Here is a 19,179-nt window from a genome sequence, read left to right on the forward strand (position 1 = left end):
GTTCCGAACTCAGCGTCCCGCGGGCGGCACCGCCACCGGCCCGGGCACCGCCGTCTGTTCTCTCAACTGCTGCTCGCTCGCCGCGAATTCGGTGAGCCAGTTCGCCGTCTCGCCCTCGACCTGGCTGTGCACGGCCGACACCAGCCCGGTGATCAGATCCATCCGCAGCTCCAGATCCCGCGGCGAGATGCCGTCCGCGAGAGCCCCGGCGCGCAACTCCTCGCGCGACCACGCGAGCCGGAACTCGCTCAGCTTCGTGCGCAGCGCCTGTGCCGCCGCCATGTCCCGCATCCACGCGGCGGAGAGCCCGAAGAAGTGGTCGAAGCCCTTGCAGCCGGCGGCCAGCGCGAGCAGGACGTACCCCAGCGCCTGCGGCGGACCGCCCTTCAGTGAGCCCGCCAGGGGGACGGCCGTCCCCGCCACGGCCAGCAGGATCGTCAGGCCGCGGATGAACCGGGAGCCGAGCCGCTTGCGGCGGCGGTCGCTCAGATACCAGTCGACGGCGTCCTCCGCCTCCTGCTCGGCCCAGCCGCGGATCGCCGTCAGGGCGTCGCGCCGCGCCTGCGGGGTGTCGCCCGCGACCGCGGGGAACGGCCGGCTCCGCAGATCCCTGCGCGGTCGCGCGCGGCCGTCACCCGCCGTGTCATCGCTGATCCCCCGACGCAGCATCAACACCACCTGGCACTAGGCGAGTTCACTCACTGTGAGCGTAACCGGTCGGAGCGCTCCCTGTCGCTGCTCCGTCCGTCACTCACGCCATCTGCCGCCGCACCAATTCGTGCAGCCGCCCGCCCGTGTCCGCGAGCAGCTCCGCGGGCGCGCCCTGCTGGACGACGCGGCCCGCCGACATGACGACCACCCGGTCCGCGTCCAGGACCGTGGACAGGCGGTGCGCGATCACGATCCGGGTCGCGTGCAGCGCCCGCGTGCTGTCGATCACGATGCGCTGGGTCTCGTTGTCGAGCGCGCTCGTCGCCTCGTCGAAGAAGAGGATGCGCGGGCGGCGGATCAACGCCTGCGCGATCATGAGGCGTTGGCGCTGTCCGCCGGAGATCGCGCCGCCGCCCGCGATCATCGTGTGCAGCCCCATCGGCATCCGCTTGATGTCCTCGGCCAGGCCCGCCATCTCCGCCGCCGCCATGGCCTCCTCCTGCGTGAACGCCTCGGCGCCGCAGATGCAGTCGAGGATCGAGCCGGTCAGCGGCTGCGCGTTCTGCAGGACGACCCCGCACTGGCGCCGCACCGCCGCCTGGTCGAGCGCCGAGAGGTCCTGGCTGTCGTACAGGACGCTGCCGGACGTCGGGGCGTCGAAGCCGATGAGCAGGCGCAGCAGGGTCGACTTGCCGCAGCCGCTCTCGCCGACCACGGCCACGAACTCGCCGGGGCGGATCGCGAGCGACACGTCGTCCAGGACCAGCGGGCCGTCGTCCGTGTAGCGGAAGGACAGGCCGCGCGCCTCCAGCGCCCCGGTGAGCTCGCCCGGTTGCGTCGCGGCCCCGCGCACCTCGGGCTCCGCGTCGAGGACCGGCTTGATCTGCTCGTACATGGGCAGCACCGCGGCCGCCGAGATCAGCGCGCCCGTCAGCTGCGTCACGGACGTCAGGAGCATCGTCACCGCGGTGTTGAAGGTGAGGAACGCCGCCGCCGACAGACTGCCCCGCGCGGGCCCCGCGAGCAGCATGAACATCACCAGCGAACACAGCGGCAGGTACACGGTGTTGAGGACCGTCGTCACGTTCTTGATGCGGCCGGCCCGGCGCTGCAGGTCCCGGCTGTGCGCGAACTCCTTGGCCCAGGCCGCGTACGCGAAGCTCTCCGCCCCGGCGACCCGCAGCTTCGGCAGGCCGCGCAAGGTCTGGAACGCCCGGTTGTTGAGCTTGTTGTTGAGCACCACCAGGCGGCGCTGCCACCGCAGTTCCCACAGCCCGAGCGTGAGGAAGACGGCCGCCACGACGACCAGCATGCCGAGCGCGGCCAGCGCCAGGGGCACGCTGTAGAGGAGGAGCAGCACCAGGTTCATGGCGCCGACCGTCATCGACTGCACGGCCACCGGGCCCACCCCGGACAGCAGTCTGCGGATCGCGCTGATGCCCATCGCCGCGCTCGCCAGCTCGCCCGTGGAGCGCGCCGCGAAGAAGCGGGTGGGGAGCCTCAACAGGCGGTCCCAGACGGCCGGTTGGAGCACGCTCTCGACGCGGCCCTCGACCCGCAGCACCGTCACGTTCTGCAGCAGCATGAAGACGGCGGACACGATGCTCGTGACCACCACCGCCAGGGAGACCTGGGTGATCAGGCTCGTCTGCGCGTTCGGTACGTATGTGCCGAGGACCTGGCCCGTCGCGACGGGCACGAGGGCGCCGAGCCCCACCGTGACAAGCCCCGCGAGCAAAAGCCTGCGCACGTCGGATGCGGCGGCCCGCAGACTGAACCGGGCCAGCCTCCAGGGTGACAACTCCCCGTCCGGCAGCGGACGGTAGAGCATCACGGCACGCTCCTCGAAATCCTCCACGGTGTCCTCGTCGACGCGCGTGCCCCGCTCCGCGGAGGGGTGCACGGCCTCGTAGCCGCCGCGCCGCCACAGGAGCGCGACCGGCGCCCCGGACGTGGCCCGGAAGCCGACCAGCGGCCCCGTGTCCTGGCGCCACCAGTCCCCGACGAGCCGTACCGGGCGGGTGCGGATCCGCGAGGCGACCGCGATCTGCTCGACCGGGTCGATCCGGTCGCTGACGGCGCCACCGTGGCCGGGCTCCAGCAGCGTGATGCCGGACGCGTCCGCGACCACCTTGCAGGCCGCGTACGTCGCGTCGACCCCGGCCTGCGACCCGCGGCCGCGCCGCCCGCGCGTGCCGATCGACGCGAGCAGCGTCCGGTCGGCCTGCTCGCGGACGGCCTCGCCCGCGCGGATCCCGGCCGCCGTCCGGTCCTCGTGCGCGCTCTCCAGCCGTTCGATCCACCGGTCGAGCGTGGACAGCAGCCGGTACTGCTGGTTCACCATCCGCTGCCACAGCGCGCCGTCCATCAGCAGATCGGCGGCCGCCTCGGCGGCGTACGCCGACCCGTACTGCACGCTGCCCGGAGCGAGTTGGGGCCACAGTACGTCGTCGTCGCCGGTGACGTCGTCGGCCGTCGTGGGCCCGGCCCGTTCGTTGAGGGGTGCCTCGAACAGCACCCGCTGGCCGCGCCCGACGCCGAGCGCGAACGCCTCCTCCAGCAGGCTCCACGCCATGTCGTACGCACCCTCGTAGGAGGGCGGCGCGTAGGGCAGCTCGCGCAGCGGGATGCGGCGCACCGCACAGCCCGCCAGCGGCCGCCCCACCAGGGTGTGCTGGGTGCCCTCGACGGGGCCGAGCAGCAGCGTGCCCGGCTCCAGGCGGCCCAGGAAGTGCCAGTGCCCCTGGGAGTGCGCGTCCACGGCGAACAGGTCGAGCGCGCCGCCCACGACGAGCCACAGCACCTGCGGGCCCTCCAGCGGCAGGCTGCGCAGACCGGTGCAGTCGACCGGAGTGCCGAGCCCGCCGAACGCCGCCACCACCTGGTCCGAGGCGGCATGCTGGGTGAACTCGGCTTGTGTGTACGTCACTTCAGTGCTCCCTGACCAGCTCGGCGTAGGGTCCGCCGGCCGCCACCAGATGCTCGTGGCGGCCGCGCTCGACGACCTGCCCGTGGTCGAGCACCACGATCTCGTCGCTGTCGCGCACGGTGCTGAGCCGGTGCGCGATGACCACGCACGCGCAGCCGCGCCGCCGGATGTTGTCCATGACGGTCTGCTCGGTCTCGGCGTCGAGGGCGCTCGTCACCTCGTCGAGGACCAGGATGCTGGGACGGCGCACCAGCGCCCGCGCGATCTCCAGGCGCTGGCGCTGACCGCCGGAGAAGTTGCGGCCGTCCTGCTCGACGCGGCTGTGCAGCCCGCCGGGCCGCCGCGCCACCACGTCGTACAGGCACGCGTCGCGCAGCGCGTCGGCGACCGCCTCGTCGGAGATCGAGGGGTCCCACAGCGCCACGTTGTCGCGGACGGTGCCCTCGAAGAGGAAGACGTCCTGGTCGACGAAGGACACGGACGCCGCGAGCGCGCCGCGCGGGATGTCGTCGAGGCGCCGGTCGTCGATCCGGATGACGCCCTCCCAAGGTGAGTACAGCCCCGAGATCAGCCGCGACACCGTCGACTTGCCGCTGCCGGAACCACCGACGAGCGCCACCTGCTGGCCGGGCCCGACCGTCAGCGAGAACTCCGACAGGAGAGGCTTGTCGAGCGGACTGTAGCCGAACGTGATGTTCTCCAGCGCGACGTGCCCCTTGAGCCGCCGCGTGCTCTGCACCGCCTCCGGGCGCGCGTACAGCGTGTCGACGGGGAAGTTCTCGACGTCCTTCAGACGCGCCACGTCGGCGGCGAAGTCCTGGATACGGCCCGCGACCCCGTTGAGCCGCGTGATCGGCGCGGTGAAGCGGGTGACGAGCGCCTGGAACGCGACCAGGAGCCCCACCGACAGATGCCCCTCGACGGCGCGCAGCCCGCCGATCCACAGGATCAGCGCACTGTTCAAGGCAGCGAGCGTCGGCGCGACGACGCCGAGCCACGCGCTCGGCACCCCGAGCTTCTGCTGCTCCTCCAGGGTCGTCGCGTGCTGCCCCGCCCACCGCCGGAAGTACCCGTTCTCACCCCCGGTGGCCTTCATCGTCTCGATCAGCTGCAGCCCGGTGTACGAGGTGTTGGTGAGCCGCGCCGAATCCGCCCGCAGCTTCTGGGTACCGGTCGCGCGCAGCCGTACGACGATCCGCATCGCCACCACGTTCAGCAGCGCGATACCGACGCCGATCATCGTCAGCTGCGGGTCGTAGCTCCACAGCAGCACCGCGTACAGCAGCACCACGATGCCGTCGACCCCGGCCGCGGTGAGATCGCGGGCCAGGGTCTCGGCGACCGCGTCGTTGGACTGGAGCCGCTGCACGAGATCGGCCGGGCTGCGCTGGGCGAAGAACGTGACCGGCAGGCGCAGCAGATGCCGGAAGAAGCGGGCGCTGCTCAGTGTCGAGGAGATGATGCGGCCGCGCAGCAGGTTCGCCTGCTGCAGCCAGGTGAGGACACCCGTCAGGGCCACCATCGCGCCCATCGACGCGAACAGCACGCCGAGCAGCGAGGTCTGGTCGCCGATCAGGAACAGGTCGATGTACGTCTTGCTGAGCGCGGGCACCGCCGCGCCCACCGCCACCAGGAGGAGACTCGCGAGCAGCGCGGCCAGCATCGTGCCGGTCGTGCCGCGCAGCCGCCCCGGCAGTGCCTTCCACACGCCCGGGCGGCGCCCGCCCCTGCGGAAGTCCTCGCCCGGCTCCACGACGAGCACGACGCCCGTGAAGCTGGTGTCGAAGTCCTCGGTGGCGACGAAGCGGCGGCCCTTGTCCGGGTCGTTGATGTACACGCCGCGCCGCCCGAAGCGCCGCCCCGTGCCGTCGTAGACGACGTAGTGGTTGAACTCCCAGAACAGGATCGCCGGGCCCTGGACGTCGGCGAGCGCGGCCGGTTCCATCTGCATGCCCTTGGCCGTCATGCCGTAACTGCGCGCCGCCTTCAGGAGGTTGCTGGCACGCGAGCCGTCCCGCGAGACGCCGCACGCGATGCGCAGCTCCTCCAGCGGGACGTGCCGGCCGTGGTGCGCGAGCACCATGCCCAGGGCCGCGGCGCCGCACTCGACGGCCTCCATCTGCAGCACCGTGGGCGTGCGCACCGTCTTGCGGCGTCTGGGCGGCGGGGGAGCGGGCCGGGCCCGGCGTCGTCCGTGCCCTGCGGGCGGAAGGGAAGTGGTGGTCACGGGAGCAGCCAATCCATCGGGCGCTGCTCGGCGAGGTGCACGGCGCCGGAGGCGAGGGTCATGGAGGTGAGGGGGTAGGGCGGGCCGTCCGCCGTCGACCAGGCGTAACCGGACGGCGTGGACGCGGACTTCGTGAGCTGTACGAGCACCGGCACCCGGGTCCCGCCCTGGGTGAACTGCGCCGCCAGCTCGCCGTCCCCGAGGAAGTCGGTGACCTGCCGCCGGGTCTGCGCGCCGCGGCCCACGGCCTTCACCTTGCCGCGCAGCACTCCGTAACTCTGGGCCGCGGGCACGGTGAGATCGACGGAGGCGCCCGCGGGCACGTTCGCCGCGCCGGTCGCGGGCACGTACAACATCGCGAGCAGCGGATCACGCGCCGAGGCGGTCTTCTCCAGTGTCGCGACATCGGCGCCGGTGGTGATCACCGCGCCGACCCGTGCGACGAGCGCCGTGACCCGGCCCGCGTCGATGGCGCGCACGACCCGGTTGCCCTGCTCCGTACGGACTTTGAGCAGCGGCGCGTCGGCGGTGACGCGCTGCCCCTCCTTCACGTACAGGCCGGTGACCTGGCCGGTGACCGGGGTCTGGAGGACGTAACTGCCCTGTCCGTACGTCAGGATGCCGCTCGCCTTGAGCGTGGAGGAGACCGAGCCGGTCACGGCCCACACGCAGGCGGCGGCCATGACGACGACGGTCACGGCGAGGGCCAGCACGCCCTGGGGCCGCGCGAGGCGCACCGGCAGGTCGAGGTCCTCCGGCGACTGCAGTTTGGTGAGGGCCTGTTGGCGGAACTGCACGGGTGTTTCCCTTACGTTTCTCCGGCCGGGCGCGGCGGCCCGGACGCGCCCGAAGGCCCCGGGACCGGAGTCCCGAGGCCTTGGGGCCGCCGCCGGTCAGGTCGGCGGCCGCGTGATCCGTGGATCAGGCTCAGAGGCCGGCGACCAGGCCGGTGGCCAGGCCCGTGACGGCGCCGGCGTTGACGCCGGTCAGGCCCTCGACCGTGCCGGTGACGCCGGCGACGACGCCCGAGACCGGGGCGATCGAGTCGACGGTGCCGGTCACGTTGCCGGCGACGCCGCCGAGCAGACCGCCGGACACGTTGTCGAGCTCGGCGTCGGAGATTTCGAGGGTCTCGACCTGGGGGGTGTTGCTCATGAGGTGAGCCGCCCTTCTCAGTGGGGTATCTGGGTATATCGAAAAACGCGGAACGCATCGGGAATCGGCGGAACCGAATCCGTGATGTCCTGCGGTGCCGAGGATCAAAGCACGTTGACGCTTCGCACAGCCAATCGGAACGTCCCCGGTGAGGGGGGATGTGCGAGGTCAATTACCGCCAGGTGCAGGGTTATTCACCGACCGGTGGCAGCTCCTTCACAACCTTCACGGAGTAAATTGCGCGAAGGGCGGGGCCACTTTCAGCAAAATGGACACTCACGCATCAATGGGTTTCATTGTTTGTACCGTGCAATGGATTTTTGTGAACGGGCGTGACTGCCCTGCGCAACCGCTGTGCAGGTTTATGACACGCCACGGCCGCGGCCGTGAAAAGGGCCGGTGGCACGAACCCCCACGCCGGTGCGGCGGTGTGCACGGCGACGGCGCACACGGCCCCGCCGACGACCGCGAGAAGCCGCGCGGCGACCCACGGTTGACCGCCCTCGCGCCGCGATCCGTCCGCGAACCCGGTGACGAGCGTGGTGAGGGTCCCGGTGAAATAGGTCGTCGGCGCGGCACCGGACCCGGCCGCGACCATCGCCGCCGACTGCCCGCCCATCGACACGGCGGCGACGACGAGCAGCACCGTCCGCCCTACGGCGTCGGGCCGCCCGTCGCACACCCCGGCCACCACGGCGACCCCCGCGAGCAGGACGCCCTGCGCCGCGAGACATGCCACGACCCGGCCCGGCCACTCAGGGCAGCGTGCCGCCCCCCGGCACAAGAAGGCGACGAGCGCGGCCCCCGCGACGTACCCCCCGAGCGCGTACAAGGGAGCGGACATCCCTTCCCCTGAACCGGAGCCGTGTCCCAGGTGCCCGACCGCCACCCCGAGCAGGACGAGGTTCCCGGTCATCACGCCGGCGAACACGGTGCCCAGCACCGTGAACGCCAGCGCGTCCACCGCCCCCGAAGCACCGGCCAGCAGCAGGAGGGACATCTGGGTGCGTCGGTTCATGCCCCGACGGTAGGCGCCGCGGGCCGGTACGGGCGGCCGGACTCACCCGGCGGCGGGCATGGCCGTGGGGGCGTCGGTCCCGGCCGTCGAGGCGCCGGAGGCGATGCCGTGCTCCGGCTCGGGCACGGTCTCGGGCGAGAGGAGGACCGAGGGCCGGCCCCCGCCCCCGGCCCGGCCCGGCTCCTCGCGGCCTGACGGCGGGGGCGGGGCCGGGGCGCCGGCCGCAATGAACTGTTCACGTTCCAGGGGGGATTGACACCGAAGGCTGCCGCGTTTCCTCTGGCATGACAGTGGGAGTGACACTCGACACGACCGGTACCGGCCTCCTCATCGACGACGCCGTGCGTCAGGCCAGGGAGGCCCGCGCGTCCGGCATCACGTCCCTGTGGTTCGGGCAGACCCTCGGCTTCGACTCCCCGACGGTCGCGGCACTCGTCGGCAGCGCTGTCCCCGGCATCCACGTGGGCACCTCCGCGATCCCCGTCTTCGGCCGCCACCCGCTGTTCGTGGCGAGCCAGGCGCAGACGGCCCAGTCGGCCACCGGCGGGCGTTACCACCTCGGGCTCGCGCTCGGCACGAAACTGATCACCGAGGGCGCGCTCGGTCTCCCCTTCGAGCGGCCCGTCGCTCGGCTGCGTGAATTCCTCACCGTGCTACGGCAGTTGCTCGAGACCGGGCAGGCCGACTTCGAGGGCGAGCTGATCACGGCGAAGACCCCGTGGCCCGCCCGCGTGCCCGGCGCCGAGCCGACCGTTCCGCTACTCGTCGCCGCGATGGGCCCGCAGGCGCTGCGCGTCAGCGGCCGTCTCGCCGACGGGATCCTGCCGTATCTCGCGGGCCCACGCGCCCTGGAGGAGCACATCGTCCCCGAGGTCACCCGGGCCGCCGAGGAGGCGGGCCGCCCGGCGCCGCGCATCGTCGCGTTCGTCCCCGGCGTCGTCACGCGGGACGCGGACGCGCTGCGCCCGAAGCTCCATGAACAGTTGTCGTTCTATGCGCAGATCCCGTCCTACGCCCGGGTCGTCGAGCTCTCCGGGCACAACCACCCGGCCGAACTCGCCGTCGTCGGCGACGAGAAGAACCTCGTGGACGCGGTACGCCGCTACCGCGACGCGGGCGCCACCGACGTCGTCGTCGGCGGCACCGAGGTGGACGGCGACGACGCCCGGCTGCGGACGTGGGAGGTGCTGGGCGAACTGGCCTGACCTCGCCCCTTCGCGGGACGGGCACCGCGGGCTGTCATTACCCTGGGTGGAGACGGCGGGGCGGAACTCCGCTGTCGAAGCGCTTCGACGGGCACCTGGACAGGTGCCCGTTGCCCCCCATAGGGTCGGCACAGGGTCGGTATGCCGAACAGTGAGAGGCGTGCCGACCCGTCGAAGCGCTTCGCGTCGGCGCCCCCTCGTCACGGCTCAGGAGAACGACATGGTCACGCTCGCAGAGGTCGCCCGGCACGCCGGAGTCTCCGCCAGCACCGTGAGTTACGTCCTCAGCGGCAAGCGGTCCATCTCCGCCGCCACCCGTGAGCGCGTCGAGAGCAGCGTCCGCCAGCTCGGTTACCACCCGAACGCGGGCGCCCGCGCCCTGGCCAGCAGCAAGTCGAACATCATCGCGCTGATGGTGCCGCTGCGCACCGACATGTACGTGCCGGTGATGATGGAGATCGCGATGGCCGTCGCCACGGCGGCCCGCACCCACGGCTACGACATCCTGCTGCTCACCGGCGAGGAGGGCGCCCAGGCGGTGCGCCGCATAGAGGGCAGCGCCCTCGCCGACGCCATGATCGTGATGGATGTCGAGCTGGACGACGAGCGGCTGCCGCTGCTGCGCACCGCGACCCGGCCCGCCGTCCTCATCGGCCTTCCGGCCGATACCACGGGACTCACCTGCGTGGACCTCGACTTCGCCGCCGCCGGCGCCGTCTGCGCCCAGCACCTGGCCGACCTCGGACACCGCGAGATCGCGGTCATCGGGGAGGCCGCCGCGGTGTACGAGCGGCGCACCGGTTTCGCCGAGCGGACCCTGACAGGCCTGCGGGAGCGCAGCGGGGAGCTGGGCCTGCGGCTGCTGCACCGCCCCTGCGAGGGCTCGTACGCCTCGGTCTCGGCAACGTTGTCGCGGATCTTCGACGAGCGGCCCGGCACGACCGCGTTCGTCGTGCAGAACGAGGCCGCCACCGACCCGCTGCTCGCGCTGCTGCGCCAGTCGGGCCGTGCCGTGCCCGAGGACGTGTCGGTCGTCGCCGTCTGCCCCGAGCAGGTCGCCGCGCACGCCTCGGTGCCGCTCACCTCGGTCGCGGTGCCCGCGCAGGAGATGGGGCGGCGCGCCGTCGAGCAGGTCATCGCGCGGATCGAGGGGCGCGGCACGGACGAGGAAGTCGTCCTGCTCGCCCCGGAGCTGACCCTGCGCGAGAGCGCGGCCCAGGCCCCCGTCGGAGCCTGAGCCGCGCGTGGTCCCGGACCGGGTCAGCCGCTGGAGACCTTGAAACTGTTCGTGGTGAAGTTCAGGCCACCGGCCGACGAGGTGATCTCGTAGCCGAACTGGACGTCACCGATCGTCTCGTTGCCCCACCAGCCCTTGGTGTCCTTGATCCACTTGAGGATCGGCAGGATGTTCACCGTGCCGGACGTCGAGTCCGAGGTGCGCAGGAACGAGTAGACCTCGTTGGCGCCGTTGTTGCCCTTGTAGACGGTCCAGGTGTGACCGCCGAGCGTGACGTTGCCCTGGGAAGTGCCGAGCGGGCCGACGGCTCCGTTGTAGTTGACCCAGAGCATGACCTCGTAGTCGTAGTCGCTGTCCCAGATGTCGTACGACGTGTTGTACGCGCCCGACGACGGCACCGTCACGTTGTAGGCGCTGGTGAGCGAGGACAGCGAGTCGATCGGCTTGTTCACGACCTTCTTGGCGTTCGGGTAGGACTTGATGCCGCCCGTGTTCGGGTGGTTCGCCGAAACGCCCCAGTTGGACGAGGAGTTGGCCCAGATGCTCTGGGTGCCGGCGCCCGAACCCCAGATGTTGTTGTAGAGGGTGTAGCCGTCCGAGGTGGTGTAGTTGCCCCACTGGTCGGACGACGACCAGATCGCCGCCTGGGCGGGGGCGGCGGCGAGGGCGACCGCCGCGGAGGCCGCCAGCGCGGCTCCGAGCAGGGTGCGGCGTCGTACGGAGTGCCTTGCCGTGGGTGCCATGGTGTCCCTTTCCATGGTCGTGGGGGTCATTGCGGGGGATGAGCGTGGGGGTTGAGGTAGAGGGCTGAGGCTGGGGGGGAACTACCGCGTTCTCACGTTGAGTTCGCGGTCCTCGCCCGCGGTCAGGCGCAGTCGCCCGGGCCCGTCGGCGGGGGTCTTGAGGTCCACGTCCGCGTCCCGTTCCGGCCTGATGACGGCCGTGCAGGTGCCGCCGCTCCAGGCCAGGTCGACGCGCGCGCCGAACCGGGTGCGCAGCCCGGACACGGCGCCGCGCGGCCAGCCGGCCGGCAGCGCGGGCAGCAGGACGAGCCGGTCCGGCGTGGACTGCAGGAGCGACTCGGTGAGCAGCGCGGGCAGGGTGTGCGCGGCGTCGGCGTTGTAGACGTCGCGGCGCGGGTAGTGCGCGCTCATCAGCGAGCGGTGGAAGTAGTCGCCGGTCAGGACGGAGCGCAGGGCGTCGCCGACCCGGGCCGTGTCGCGCAGGCGCGCCGCGATCAGGGCGTGGTGGAGGTGGCCGTGCGCCGAGTCGTTCTCCGCGCCGCGCAGCTCGAGGGCCCGGTGTGCCGCCTTCGCCCACGCGGGGGTGGAGTACGGATTGATGTCGTGGTGCGGCCACACCGGGTAGAGGTGGCTGAGGTGCCGGTGGTCGTAGGAGTCGTCGAGGTCCGGCCAGGCCCATTCGGCCAGCGCGCCCTCGGAGTTGACCCGGTAGTCGGGCAGCCGGCCGGCGAGCGCGTTCCACCGGTCGCCGTCGGGCCCCGGATGCCAGGCGGCCGCGGTGCGCAGGGCGTGCCGGGCCGCCGCGATGTCCATCGTGGCGTTCAGCGTGCCCCAGCTCGCGTTCGCGGGCCGGTTCTCCGGCGAGTACGACGGCACGATCACCACGCGCCCGTCGGGCCCCGTCCGGCTCAGGAAGTCCTCGTAGAACACGGCGACTTCGGCCAGCGCCGCCGCCAGCCACGCGGGGCGGGTCCCGGTCGTCTCGGCCTGTTCCACCAGGGGGGTCAGGAGCCAGTCGGCGCCCGCCGTCCACAGGTGCATCGGCCACTCCCGCTGGAAGTGGTACGCGTGCCCCGACTCGCCGTCGGTGTGCGCCGGCGCGACGATGCCCCGCGCCCCGAAGATCTCCCGCGCGTTGTCCCGCCAGTCCGCCAACTGGCCCCGAATCAGAGCCTCTTGCGCATCCGCCACTTCGGGCAGCGCGCACATGGCCGCGGACGCCGTCTGCAGATTGAGGTTGGCGTCCGTGGTGAACGCGCCCGACCAGGCCGTGCCCCACTCGCCGGTCCACAGCCCCGTGAGCCGGGGCGGCAGCGCCCCGGACGCGCTGAGCAGATGGTAGCGACCCGCGGCGAACAGCCGCTCCAGGAGCGCGTGGCTCTCCGGACGCTCCAGCAACTCGGCCCCGGGCAAACCGCGTTCGGTGCGCGGCGCGTTCAGATCGAACGTCACCCTCTCGTACGCGGCGCGGTGCGGCGCCTCGTGCCGGGCGAGGAGATCCGCGTACGTCACCGCCGGGTCGCCGGTCACCAGCGCCGCCAGACCGGCCGCCTCCGTGCCCGCGTCCAGCTCCCCGGCATGCCGGCGCACCCGCGTGAGCAGCAGAAGCCCGTCCGCGCCCTCGACCCGGAGCCCCGTCGCGCCCACCGAGGTGCGCCCGCCCTGCGTGAGCGCGAGCGTCACCCCCGTGTACGCCAGATCGCTCTTGGGGTATCGGCAGCGCAGCGTCAACTGGGCGCCGCCCGGGGCCAGTACGATCGCGCGGCCGACGCCGAGCCCGCCCGGCACCCCGGTCAGCCGGTGGTCGAGCGAGAGTTCCCCGGTGAGCCCGGGTCCGGTGATGTACTGCACGACGACGTCGTCCGCGCGGGAGACGAACACCCGGCCGCGCCAGCCGCCGCATCCCGCCTCGACGACCCCCGTCGCGAAGTCGACGGCGCGCCGATAGCCGCGCCACACCACACTGTCCCGTACGAACCGCACCTGGAAGGCGGGGTGGAACGCCCGCACCCACCGCAGGTCGCGGCCGTCCGTGAACCGCTCGGCGGCGCTCACGTCCCCCGCCAGCAACCGGTCCTGCAGCTCAGGCAGACGGTCGGCCAGCGCGGGCGGCCGCGGCTGCGGGCCGCCGTCCGGACGGACCAGCGCGTGATGCGTGACGATCACCCGGTCGTCGTGCGGATCGCCGAACACGAGCGCGCCGTGCCGGCCGTTGCCGCTGAGGAAGGCGTCCTCCCAGCGCCCGGCAGGCGCCGGTTCCCAGGTGCCGTGCGGATGCTCAGGCAGCACCGGACCCCCGTGGATCGCGTGCGAGGACGGCGACGCCGAACCGGCCGAGCGGCACGGAACCCGTGTGCTCCACGCCGCTCAGCACGTCCCGGTACGTCGCCTCGTCCGGCAGCGCGACGGTGGTGTCGCCGCGCCCGTGGTGGAGCAGGAACAGCAGCCCGCCGCGGCGTACGGCCTCCACACCTGCGGGGAGGCCGGACAGCGGAGGCCGTACGCCCGCCCCGGCTGCCGCGTCCGCGAGCAGCGAGCGCAGGGCCGGGGATTCGGGGAGGGTGGAGAGGTACCAGGCGCGGCCGCTGCGCAGCACGGCGGGCAGCCCGTCGAGGTCGCCGCCGCGGTACGCGGCCACCACCTCGGCGTCGGGACCCGCCGTCAGCTCCTCCGACCACAGCGTGCCGGCGAACTCCCCGCAGTCCACCGTCTCCGCGGGTTCCAGCGGCCACCATTCGTGCACCGTGCGGATGCCGAACAGCTCCCGCAGCCGTGCGTCCATGCCGCCGGGGCGGATCCGGTCGTCGGCGTCGGCGACCCCGGTGAAGAACCCGCACACGAGCGTCCCGCCGCCGCGTACGTAGGCGAGGAGGTTCTCGATCGCCGCGTCCGTCAGCAGGTACAGCTGCGGTACGACGACCACCTTGTACGCGGAGAGGTCGTGCTCGGGGTGCGCGAAGTCGGCGGTGAGGTGCGCCTCCCACAGAGCCCGGTGCCAGGCCCGCACGACCTCCTCGTACGCCACTTTTGTCGAAGGCCTGCCGTCCTGGCCGCCCGCCCACCAGGCGTGCCAGTCGTGCAGCACGGCGATGTCGGGAGGTGTGTGACTGCCCGTCACCTCCGGTCCGATCCGGGCCAGTTCGGCGCCGATCTGCTTGACCTCGGCGAACGACCGGCCCTCCTCGCCCGCGTGGCCGAGCATCCCGGAGTGGAACTTCTCCGCGCCCTGCCGGGACTGCCGCCACTGGAAATAGCAGACCGCGTCCGCGCCGCGCGCCACGGCCTGCAGCGACCAGAGGCGGTTGAGTCCGGCCGGCTTGGGGTGGTTGACCCCGCGCCAGTTCACCGGCCCGGCCGCCTGTTCCATGAGCATCCACGGGCCCCGGGCCTGCCCGCGCGTCATGTCGGCGATCATCGCGTTGTACTGGCCGCCGAGCGGGTCGCGCGGATCGGGATAGACATCCACGGAGACGACGTCCTCCTGTGCCGCCCACGCCCACGCGTCCTGGCCCACCCACAGCGGCATGAAGTTGGTGGTGACCGGGATGTGTGCGGGGGAGTGGCGGCGGACCAGGTCGCGCTCGGCGACGTAGCACTCCATGAGCGCGTCCGAGGTGAAGCGGCGGAAGTCGAGGAGCTGGGTGGGGTTGCGCAGGTACTGGGCGCGGCGCGGGGGGATCACGTCTTCCCACGTGTCGAGGTGCTGACTCCAAAAGGCTGTGCCCCACGCCTCGTTCAGTGTGTCGAGGGTGTCGTACTTGGCGCGCAGCCAGTCACGGAACGCGCGGGCCGCCTCGTCGCCGTAGTCGAACGTGCAGTACTCGTTGTTGATGTGCCACATCCGCAGGGCCGGATGCCGCCCGTAGCGGATCGCGAGGTCCTCGGTGATCGCGGCGGCGTAGCGGCGGTAGGTGCCGGAGGAGTGCGCGAACTGCTGGCGCGAGCCCCACCACACGGTCCGGCCGTCCTCGTCGCGCGGCAGCGTCTCCGGGTGCAGACGGCCCAGCCACGGTGGCGGCGAGGCGGTCGGTGTCGCGAGGACGACGCCGATGCCGTGCGCGTGCATCAGGTCCATCAGCCGGTCGAGCCACCCGAACTCCCGTGCTCCGGGGCGCGGTTCGAGCTTCGCCCAGGAGAAGACGCCGAGCGTGACGGAGGTGACGCCCGCCTCCTTCATCAGGCGTACGTCGTCGGCCCACACCTCCTCGGGCCACTGCTCGGGGTTGTAGTCACCGCCGAAGAGCAGACGCCCGTCGGGCGCGACGGACAGCCTGTCCGCGCTCATCCCTTCACCGCCCCGGTCAACATGCCCTTCTTGAAGTGGCGCTGGACGAGCGGCGAGGCCACCGCGACCGGGATCAGGGCGAGGACCATGATGGCCATCTGCAGCCCCAGCGTGGAGAGTTCACCGGTGCGGACCGCCTGCTGGAGGCCGGTCGGCGCCGCGGTGTTCTTCTGGACGAGCTGGATGAGTACATTCTGCAGCGGCATCATGTCCTGGTCGGTGAGGTAGATCGAGGCGTTGAACCAGGCGCTCCAGTAGCCGACCGCGTAGAACAGCGAGATGACGGCGAGCACCGCACGGGACAGCGGCATGACGATGGTCAGCAGGATGCGCAGGTCGCTCGCCCCGTCGATGCGCGCGGCCTCGGTGAGTTCCGGTGAGATCCCCATGAAGAATCCGCGCAGCACCAGGATGTTGAAGACGCTGACCGCGCTGGGCAGGATCAGCGACAGATAGGTGTCGGTGAGGCCGAGCGACTGCACCAGCAGATAGGTCGGGATGAGCCCGGCCCCGAAGAACATGGTCGCCATCAGGGTCATCAGGATGATCCGGTGGCCGAGGCTGCCGGGGCGGGACAGGCCGTAGGCCGCGAGCACCGACACCGCCATCGAGAACACGGTGCCGACGAGCGTGACGCCGACCGAGACCAGGATGGCACGGCTGACCTGGCCGCCGCCGAGCAGCTCCGTGTAGTTGATGAACGTGATGTCCTGCGGGATCACGACGAGCCCGCCGACCCGGTCGATCACCGGCTTCGGGGAGAGGCTGGTGACGATCACGATCCACAGCGGGGCGAGCACGCCCAGGCAGCACAGGACGAGGAAGCCGCTCTTCGCGGTGAGCCCGGACTTCTTCGGCGTCTCCTCCCACGCGGGCCGGGCCGGCGCCTTGAGGCCCCGGATCAACGTCGTGTTGAGACTCACTTCTTGTACACCCCCTGCTCACCGAGCAGATGAGCGAACTTGTTGGCGGCGAGCACCAGGCAGACGCCGATCGCGCCCTTGACCAGGCCGACCGCCGCCGCGTAGCTGAAGTCGCCGTTCTGGATGCCCATGTTCCAGACATAGGTGTCGAGCACTTCGCTGGCGCCCACCCCGACCGCATCGCGCTGCAGAAGGAACTGTTCGAAGCCGACGCTCAGCGCGTCGCCGACCCGCAGCACGAGCAGCAGCGCGATGACCGGGCGCAGAGCAGGCAGCGTCACGTGCCACATGCGGCGCCAGCGGCCCGCGCCGTCCATGGCGGCGGCCTCGTACAGATCGGTGGAGACGGCCGCGAGGGCGGCGAGGAAGACGATGATCCCCCAGCCGGCGTCCTTCCACACGGACTGGGCGGTCACCAGGAACTTGAACAGGGACGCGTTCGTCATCAGGTCGAAGGCGCCCCAGCCGTGCTTCTCCATGGTCTGCGCGATGATGCCCGCGCCGCCGAAGACCTGCTGGAAGACGGTGACCACGAGGACCCACGAGAAGAAGTGCGGCAGATACATGATCGCCTGCGCGACGGCCCGGACCCGGGGCCGGATGACGCTGTTGATGAGCAGAGCGAGCGCGATGGGGATCGGGAAGAACAGCACCAGTTGGAGCAGGAACAGCACGATGGTGTTCTTCGCCGCGCTCCAGAACAGCGGGTCGTCGAACATCCGCGAGAACTGCTCCACGCCGAGCCACGGACTGTGGAAGATGGCCGTGACGCCGTTGCTCGCGGCGTACGGGTCGTAGTCCTGGAACGCGACGATGTTGCCGAGCAGCGGGATGTAGTTGAAGAGCACGAGCAGCGCGATGGCGGGCAGCGTCATCAGGATGAGCGCGCGGTCCCGGCGCAGCCGGACCCGCCAGGGGATCCGGCCGGCCGCGCCCTTCTTGGGGAGTGCCTTGGGGACGAGCGCGGCCACCGGTTCCTCGACGGCGGCCGCGGGACGTGTCCCGTCGGGCCTGCTCCCGGCGGTGAGAGACATCAGTTGCCGCTGCCGTTCTTGTCGATGAGCTTCTTGTACCAGTCGCGCAGCTTGTCGCCGCCGGATGTCTTCCAGGTGGCGATGGCCTGCTGCACGTCGGACAGCTTCTTGTTGCCGCGTACGTAGTCGATCTCCAGCTGCTCGAACTGGCTGTTGAGGTTGGCGTAGCGGGTCGGCTCGACGATGTTCATGCCGTACGTGGACGTCTTCTTCATGAAGGCGCCCATTCGCTGCTCCCACTCGACCTGCTTGCGGGCGACGTCGGGGTAGTCGGGGTGCGCGAAGTAGGGGGCGGGGGCGGCCAGCATCACCCAGGCGTTGATGACCTCCTGGTTGCCCTGGTCTGTCTTGACCGGGACGCCGTCCTTGACCGTGTAGTGGGTGCCCTCGACGCCGTAGTCGACGAGGATCCGCTCCTTGGTGCCGTACGGCGCGGCCGCGAAGTTGGCGGCGGCCAGCGCGTTCTCGACCGTCTCCTTGGAGGCGCCCTTGCGGATCAGTGACCAGACGTTGGCGGGCTGGCTCGCCCACAGCTGCGGGTCGCCGCCGTCGGGGCCGAAGATGTCCATGGCGCCCATCTCGAAGTCCGGGTTGGACGCGGCCTGTTCGGCCGTCTTGCCGTACCAGGCGGACATGTCCATGTTGAACATGAGGATCTGCCCGGCGCCGAACCGCTGGCCCGCGTCGCCCGAGCGGGCCTTGTCGTCGGGGTGGACGACGCCCGCGTCGAAGAGCTTGCGGGTCCATTCCAGGGCTTCGAGGTACTCCGGCTGCTCGATGCGGTACGTGAGCTTGCCGTCGTCCCCGATGTGCCAGCCCAGCGTGCCGGAGGGGCGGACGCCGAAGATGTTGAAGGCCGTCCAGGACATGTCGCCGCAGGCGTACACCTTGGCCTTGGCGCTGGTCGCCTCCTTGGCCCAACTCACGAATTCTTCGGGCGACTTGGGGACCTCGTAGCCCTTCTTGTCGAAGACGTCCTTGCGGTAGTACGCGATGTTGAACGTGGCGGCGGCGGTCGGCATCGGGATGCCGCGCAGCGCGCCGCCGAAGATGCCCATGCGCCAGGAGTCCGAGGGGATGGCGGCCAGGTTCGGGTACTTCTTCACCTTGTCGCCGGCCAGGTACGGGCCGAGGTCCATGAACTTCGCGGTGACCGCGTTGGAGATCTTGCCGACCAGCTCCCAGCTCGGCACGACCACCATGTCGGGTATCGAGCTGGACGCGAGGACGGCGCCGAGCTTCTGCCCGTAGGTGTTGCCGTCCTGGTTCTGCCAGGTGACCTTGGTGCCGGCCGCCTTGTCGAGCGCCGTGTAGTAGGTGCAGCCGGCCTTCGGCGGGGAGCCCCAGAACGGGGACATGATCTTGAAGGGTGTGCCGGTGCCGAGCTTGTCCGCGACCGAGGCGGCCAGGGCGGAGAGCTCCACCTTGCCGGTGTACCCGGCGGCCGAGCCGTTCTTCGACGGCAGGTCCGGGTCGGCGAACTTGCTGGCGACGAACGCAGGCAGGAGCTTGTCGGCGTCCTTCCCGGAGGTGGTGCCTTCCCTGTCCTTGCTGTCCGACCCGCCGCAGGCGGTGAGCAGCGGCATCCCCCCGGCCACGGCCGCGGCGGCCACGGCGGTGGAGGCCAGGAATCTTCTCCGGCTGGGAGCGGAGGCGGAAGGCGAGTTCGGCGTCATTGCTGCAACCCTTCAAGGAACGCGTCGCGCATTTGTCGAAGCGCTTCGATGTTGCAGCGAGGCTAAGGGAACGTTTCCGGGGTCACAAGGTTGATG

14 protein-coding genes are annotated in these 19,179 nt (G+C 71.3%); 2 read left to right on the top strand and 12 right to left on the bottom strand.

What is annotated here, in order from left to right:
• Positions 1-9: 9 nt before the first annotated feature.
• From AB0J02_RS04155 to AB0J02_RS04180, 6 genes are all read right to left on the bottom strand, one after another.
• Positions 10-669: an SLATT domain-containing protein gene (locus tag AB0J02_RS04155; RefSeq protein ID WP_363191997.1), complete on the bottom strand. Its 660-nt coding sequence runs from the start codon at positions 667-669 to the stop codon at positions 10-12.
• A gap of 82 nt (positions 670-751) precedes the next feature.
• Complete coding sequence (locus AB0J02_RS04160; protein ID WP_363191998.1) at positions 752-3,580, bottom strand: NHLP bacteriocin export ABC transporter permease/ATPase subunit; 2,829 nt, start codon at positions 3,578-3,580, stop codon at positions 752-754.
• 1 nt (position 3,581) lies between these two features.
• A complete protein-coding gene (locus AB0J02_RS04165) occupies positions 3,582-5,807 on the bottom strand; it encodes an NHLP family bacteriocin export ABC transporter peptidase/permease/ATPase subunit (protein ID WP_363191999.1) in 2,226 nt (741 codons plus the stop codon).
• Positions 5,804-6,604, bottom strand: a complete 801-nt coding sequence (locus AB0J02_RS04170) for an HlyD family efflux transporter periplasmic adaptor subunit (RefSeq protein ID WP_363192000.1) — start codon at positions 6,602-6,604, stop codon at positions 5,804-5,806. The genes AB0J02_RS04165 and AB0J02_RS04170 overlap by 4 nt, the downstream gene beginning before the upstream one ends.
• Positions 6,605-6,734: 130 nt before the next feature.
• A complete protein-coding gene (locus AB0J02_RS04175) occupies positions 6,735-6,962 on the bottom strand; it encodes a type A2 lantipeptide (RefSeq protein ID WP_363192001.1) in 228 nt (75 codons plus the stop codon).
• A gap of 283 nt (positions 6,963-7,245) precedes the next feature.
• The gene (locus tag AB0J02_RS04180; RefSeq protein ID WP_363192002.1) at positions 7,246-7,980 is read right to left on the bottom strand and encodes a YoaK family protein; all 735 of its coding nucleotides are present in this window, start codon (positions 7,978-7,980) and stop codon (positions 7,246-7,248) included.
• Positions 7,981-8,264: 284 nt separating this feature from the next.
• Between AB0J02_RS04180 and AB0J02_RS04185 the strand changes: the two genes are divergently transcribed.
• Together AB0J02_RS04185 and AB0J02_RS04190 are read left to right on the top strand one after the other, a co-directional pair.
• Complete coding sequence (locus AB0J02_RS04185) at positions 8,265-9,185, top strand: LLM class F420-dependent oxidoreductase (RefSeq protein ID WP_363192003.1); 921 nt, start codon at positions 8,265-8,267, stop codon at positions 9,183-9,185.
• Positions 9,186-9,405: 220 nt separating this feature from the next.
• On the top strand, positions 9,406-10,422 hold the full coding sequence (locus AB0J02_RS04190; protein WP_363192004.1) for a LacI family DNA-binding transcriptional regulator: 1,017 nt from the start codon (positions 9,406-9,408) through the stop codon (positions 10,420-10,422).
• A 23-nt stretch (positions 10,423-10,445) separates the two neighbouring features.
• Here the strand turns inward: AB0J02_RS04190 and AB0J02_RS04195 are convergent, their stop codons facing one another.
• The 6 genes from AB0J02_RS04195 to AB0J02_RS04220 form a co-directional block, all read right to left on the bottom strand.
• Positions 10,446-11,165, bottom strand: a complete 720-nt coding sequence (locus AB0J02_RS04195) for a hypothetical protein (protein WP_363192005.1) — start codon at positions 11,163-11,165, stop codon at positions 10,446-10,448.
• 81 nt (positions 11,166-11,246) lie between these two features.
• Positions 11,247-13,451 carry a glycoside hydrolase N-terminal domain-containing protein gene (locus AB0J02_RS04200; protein WP_363192199.1) on the bottom strand — a complete coding sequence of 735 codons (2,205 nt, stop codon included), beginning with the start codon at positions 13,449-13,451 and terminating at the stop codon, positions 11,247-11,249.
• Positions 13,444-15,450: a beta-galactosidase gene (locus tag AB0J02_RS04205; RefSeq protein WP_363192006.1), complete on the bottom strand. Its 2,007-nt coding sequence runs from the start codon at positions 15,448-15,450 to the stop codon at positions 13,444-13,446. The genes AB0J02_RS04200 and AB0J02_RS04205 overlap by 8 nt, the downstream gene beginning before the upstream one ends.
• Positions 15,447-16,373 carry a carbohydrate ABC transporter permease gene (locus AB0J02_RS04210; RefSeq protein WP_363192007.1) on the bottom strand — a complete coding sequence of 309 codons (927 nt, stop codon included), beginning with the start codon at positions 16,371-16,373 and terminating at the stop codon, positions 15,447-15,449. The genes AB0J02_RS04205 and AB0J02_RS04210 overlap by 4 nt, the downstream gene beginning before the upstream one ends.
• Positions 16,370-17,407, bottom strand: a complete 1,038-nt coding sequence (locus AB0J02_RS04215; protein ID WP_363192008.1) for an ABC transporter permease subunit — start codon at positions 17,405-17,407, stop codon at positions 16,370-16,372. The genes AB0J02_RS04210 and AB0J02_RS04215 overlap by 4 nt, the downstream gene beginning before the upstream one ends.
• Complete coding sequence (locus AB0J02_RS04220) at positions 17,407-19,083, bottom strand: extracellular solute-binding protein (protein WP_363192009.1); 1,677 nt, start codon at positions 19,081-19,083, stop codon at positions 17,407-17,409. Before AB0J02_RS04220 ends, AB0J02_RS04215 begins: the two co-directional genes overlap by 1 nt.
• Positions 19,084-19,179: the final 96 nt, after the last annotated feature.

It is taken from the genome of Streptomyces sp. NPDC050264 (genome assembly GCF_040655895.1).
Lineage (GTDB): Bacteria > Actinomycetota > Actinomycetes > Streptomycetales > Streptomycetaceae > Streptomyces.

Coding starts and splice junctions, on each gene's coding strand:
- AB0J02_RS04155 (WP_363191997.1), bottom strand. CDS start 669: ATGCTGCGTCGGGGGATCAGCGATGACACGGCGGGTGACGGCCGCGCG.
- AB0J02_RS04175 (WP_363192001.1), bottom strand. CDS start 6,962: ATGAGCAACACCCCCCAGGTCGAGACCCTCGAAATCTCCGACGCCGAG.
- AB0J02_RS04180 (WP_363192002.1), bottom strand. CDS start 7,980: ATGAACCGACGCACCCAGATGTCCCTCCTGCTGCTGGCCGGTGCTTCG.
- AB0J02_RS04185 (WP_363192003.1), top strand. CDS start 8,265: ATGACAGTGGGAGTGACACTCGACACGACCGGTACCGGCCTCCTCATC.
- AB0J02_RS04190 (WP_363192004.1), top strand. CDS start 9,406: ATGGTCACGCTCGCAGAGGTCGCCCGGCACGCCGGAGTCTCCGCCAGC.
- AB0J02_RS04195 (WP_363192005.1), bottom strand. CDS start 11,165: ATGGCACCCACGGCAAGGCACTCCGTACGACGCCGCACCCTGCTCGGA.
- AB0J02_RS04205 (WP_363192006.1), bottom strand. CDS start 15,450: ATGAGCGCGGACAGGCTGTCCGTCGCGCCCGACGGGCGTCTGCTCTTC.
- AB0J02_RS04215 (WP_363192008.1), bottom strand. CDS start 17,407: ATGTCTCTCACCGCCGGGAGCAGGCCCGACGGGACACGTCCCGCGGCC.
- AB0J02_RS04220 (WP_363192009.1), bottom strand. CDS start 19,083: ATGACGCCGAACTCGCCTTCCGCCTCCGCTCCCAGCCGGAGAAGATTC.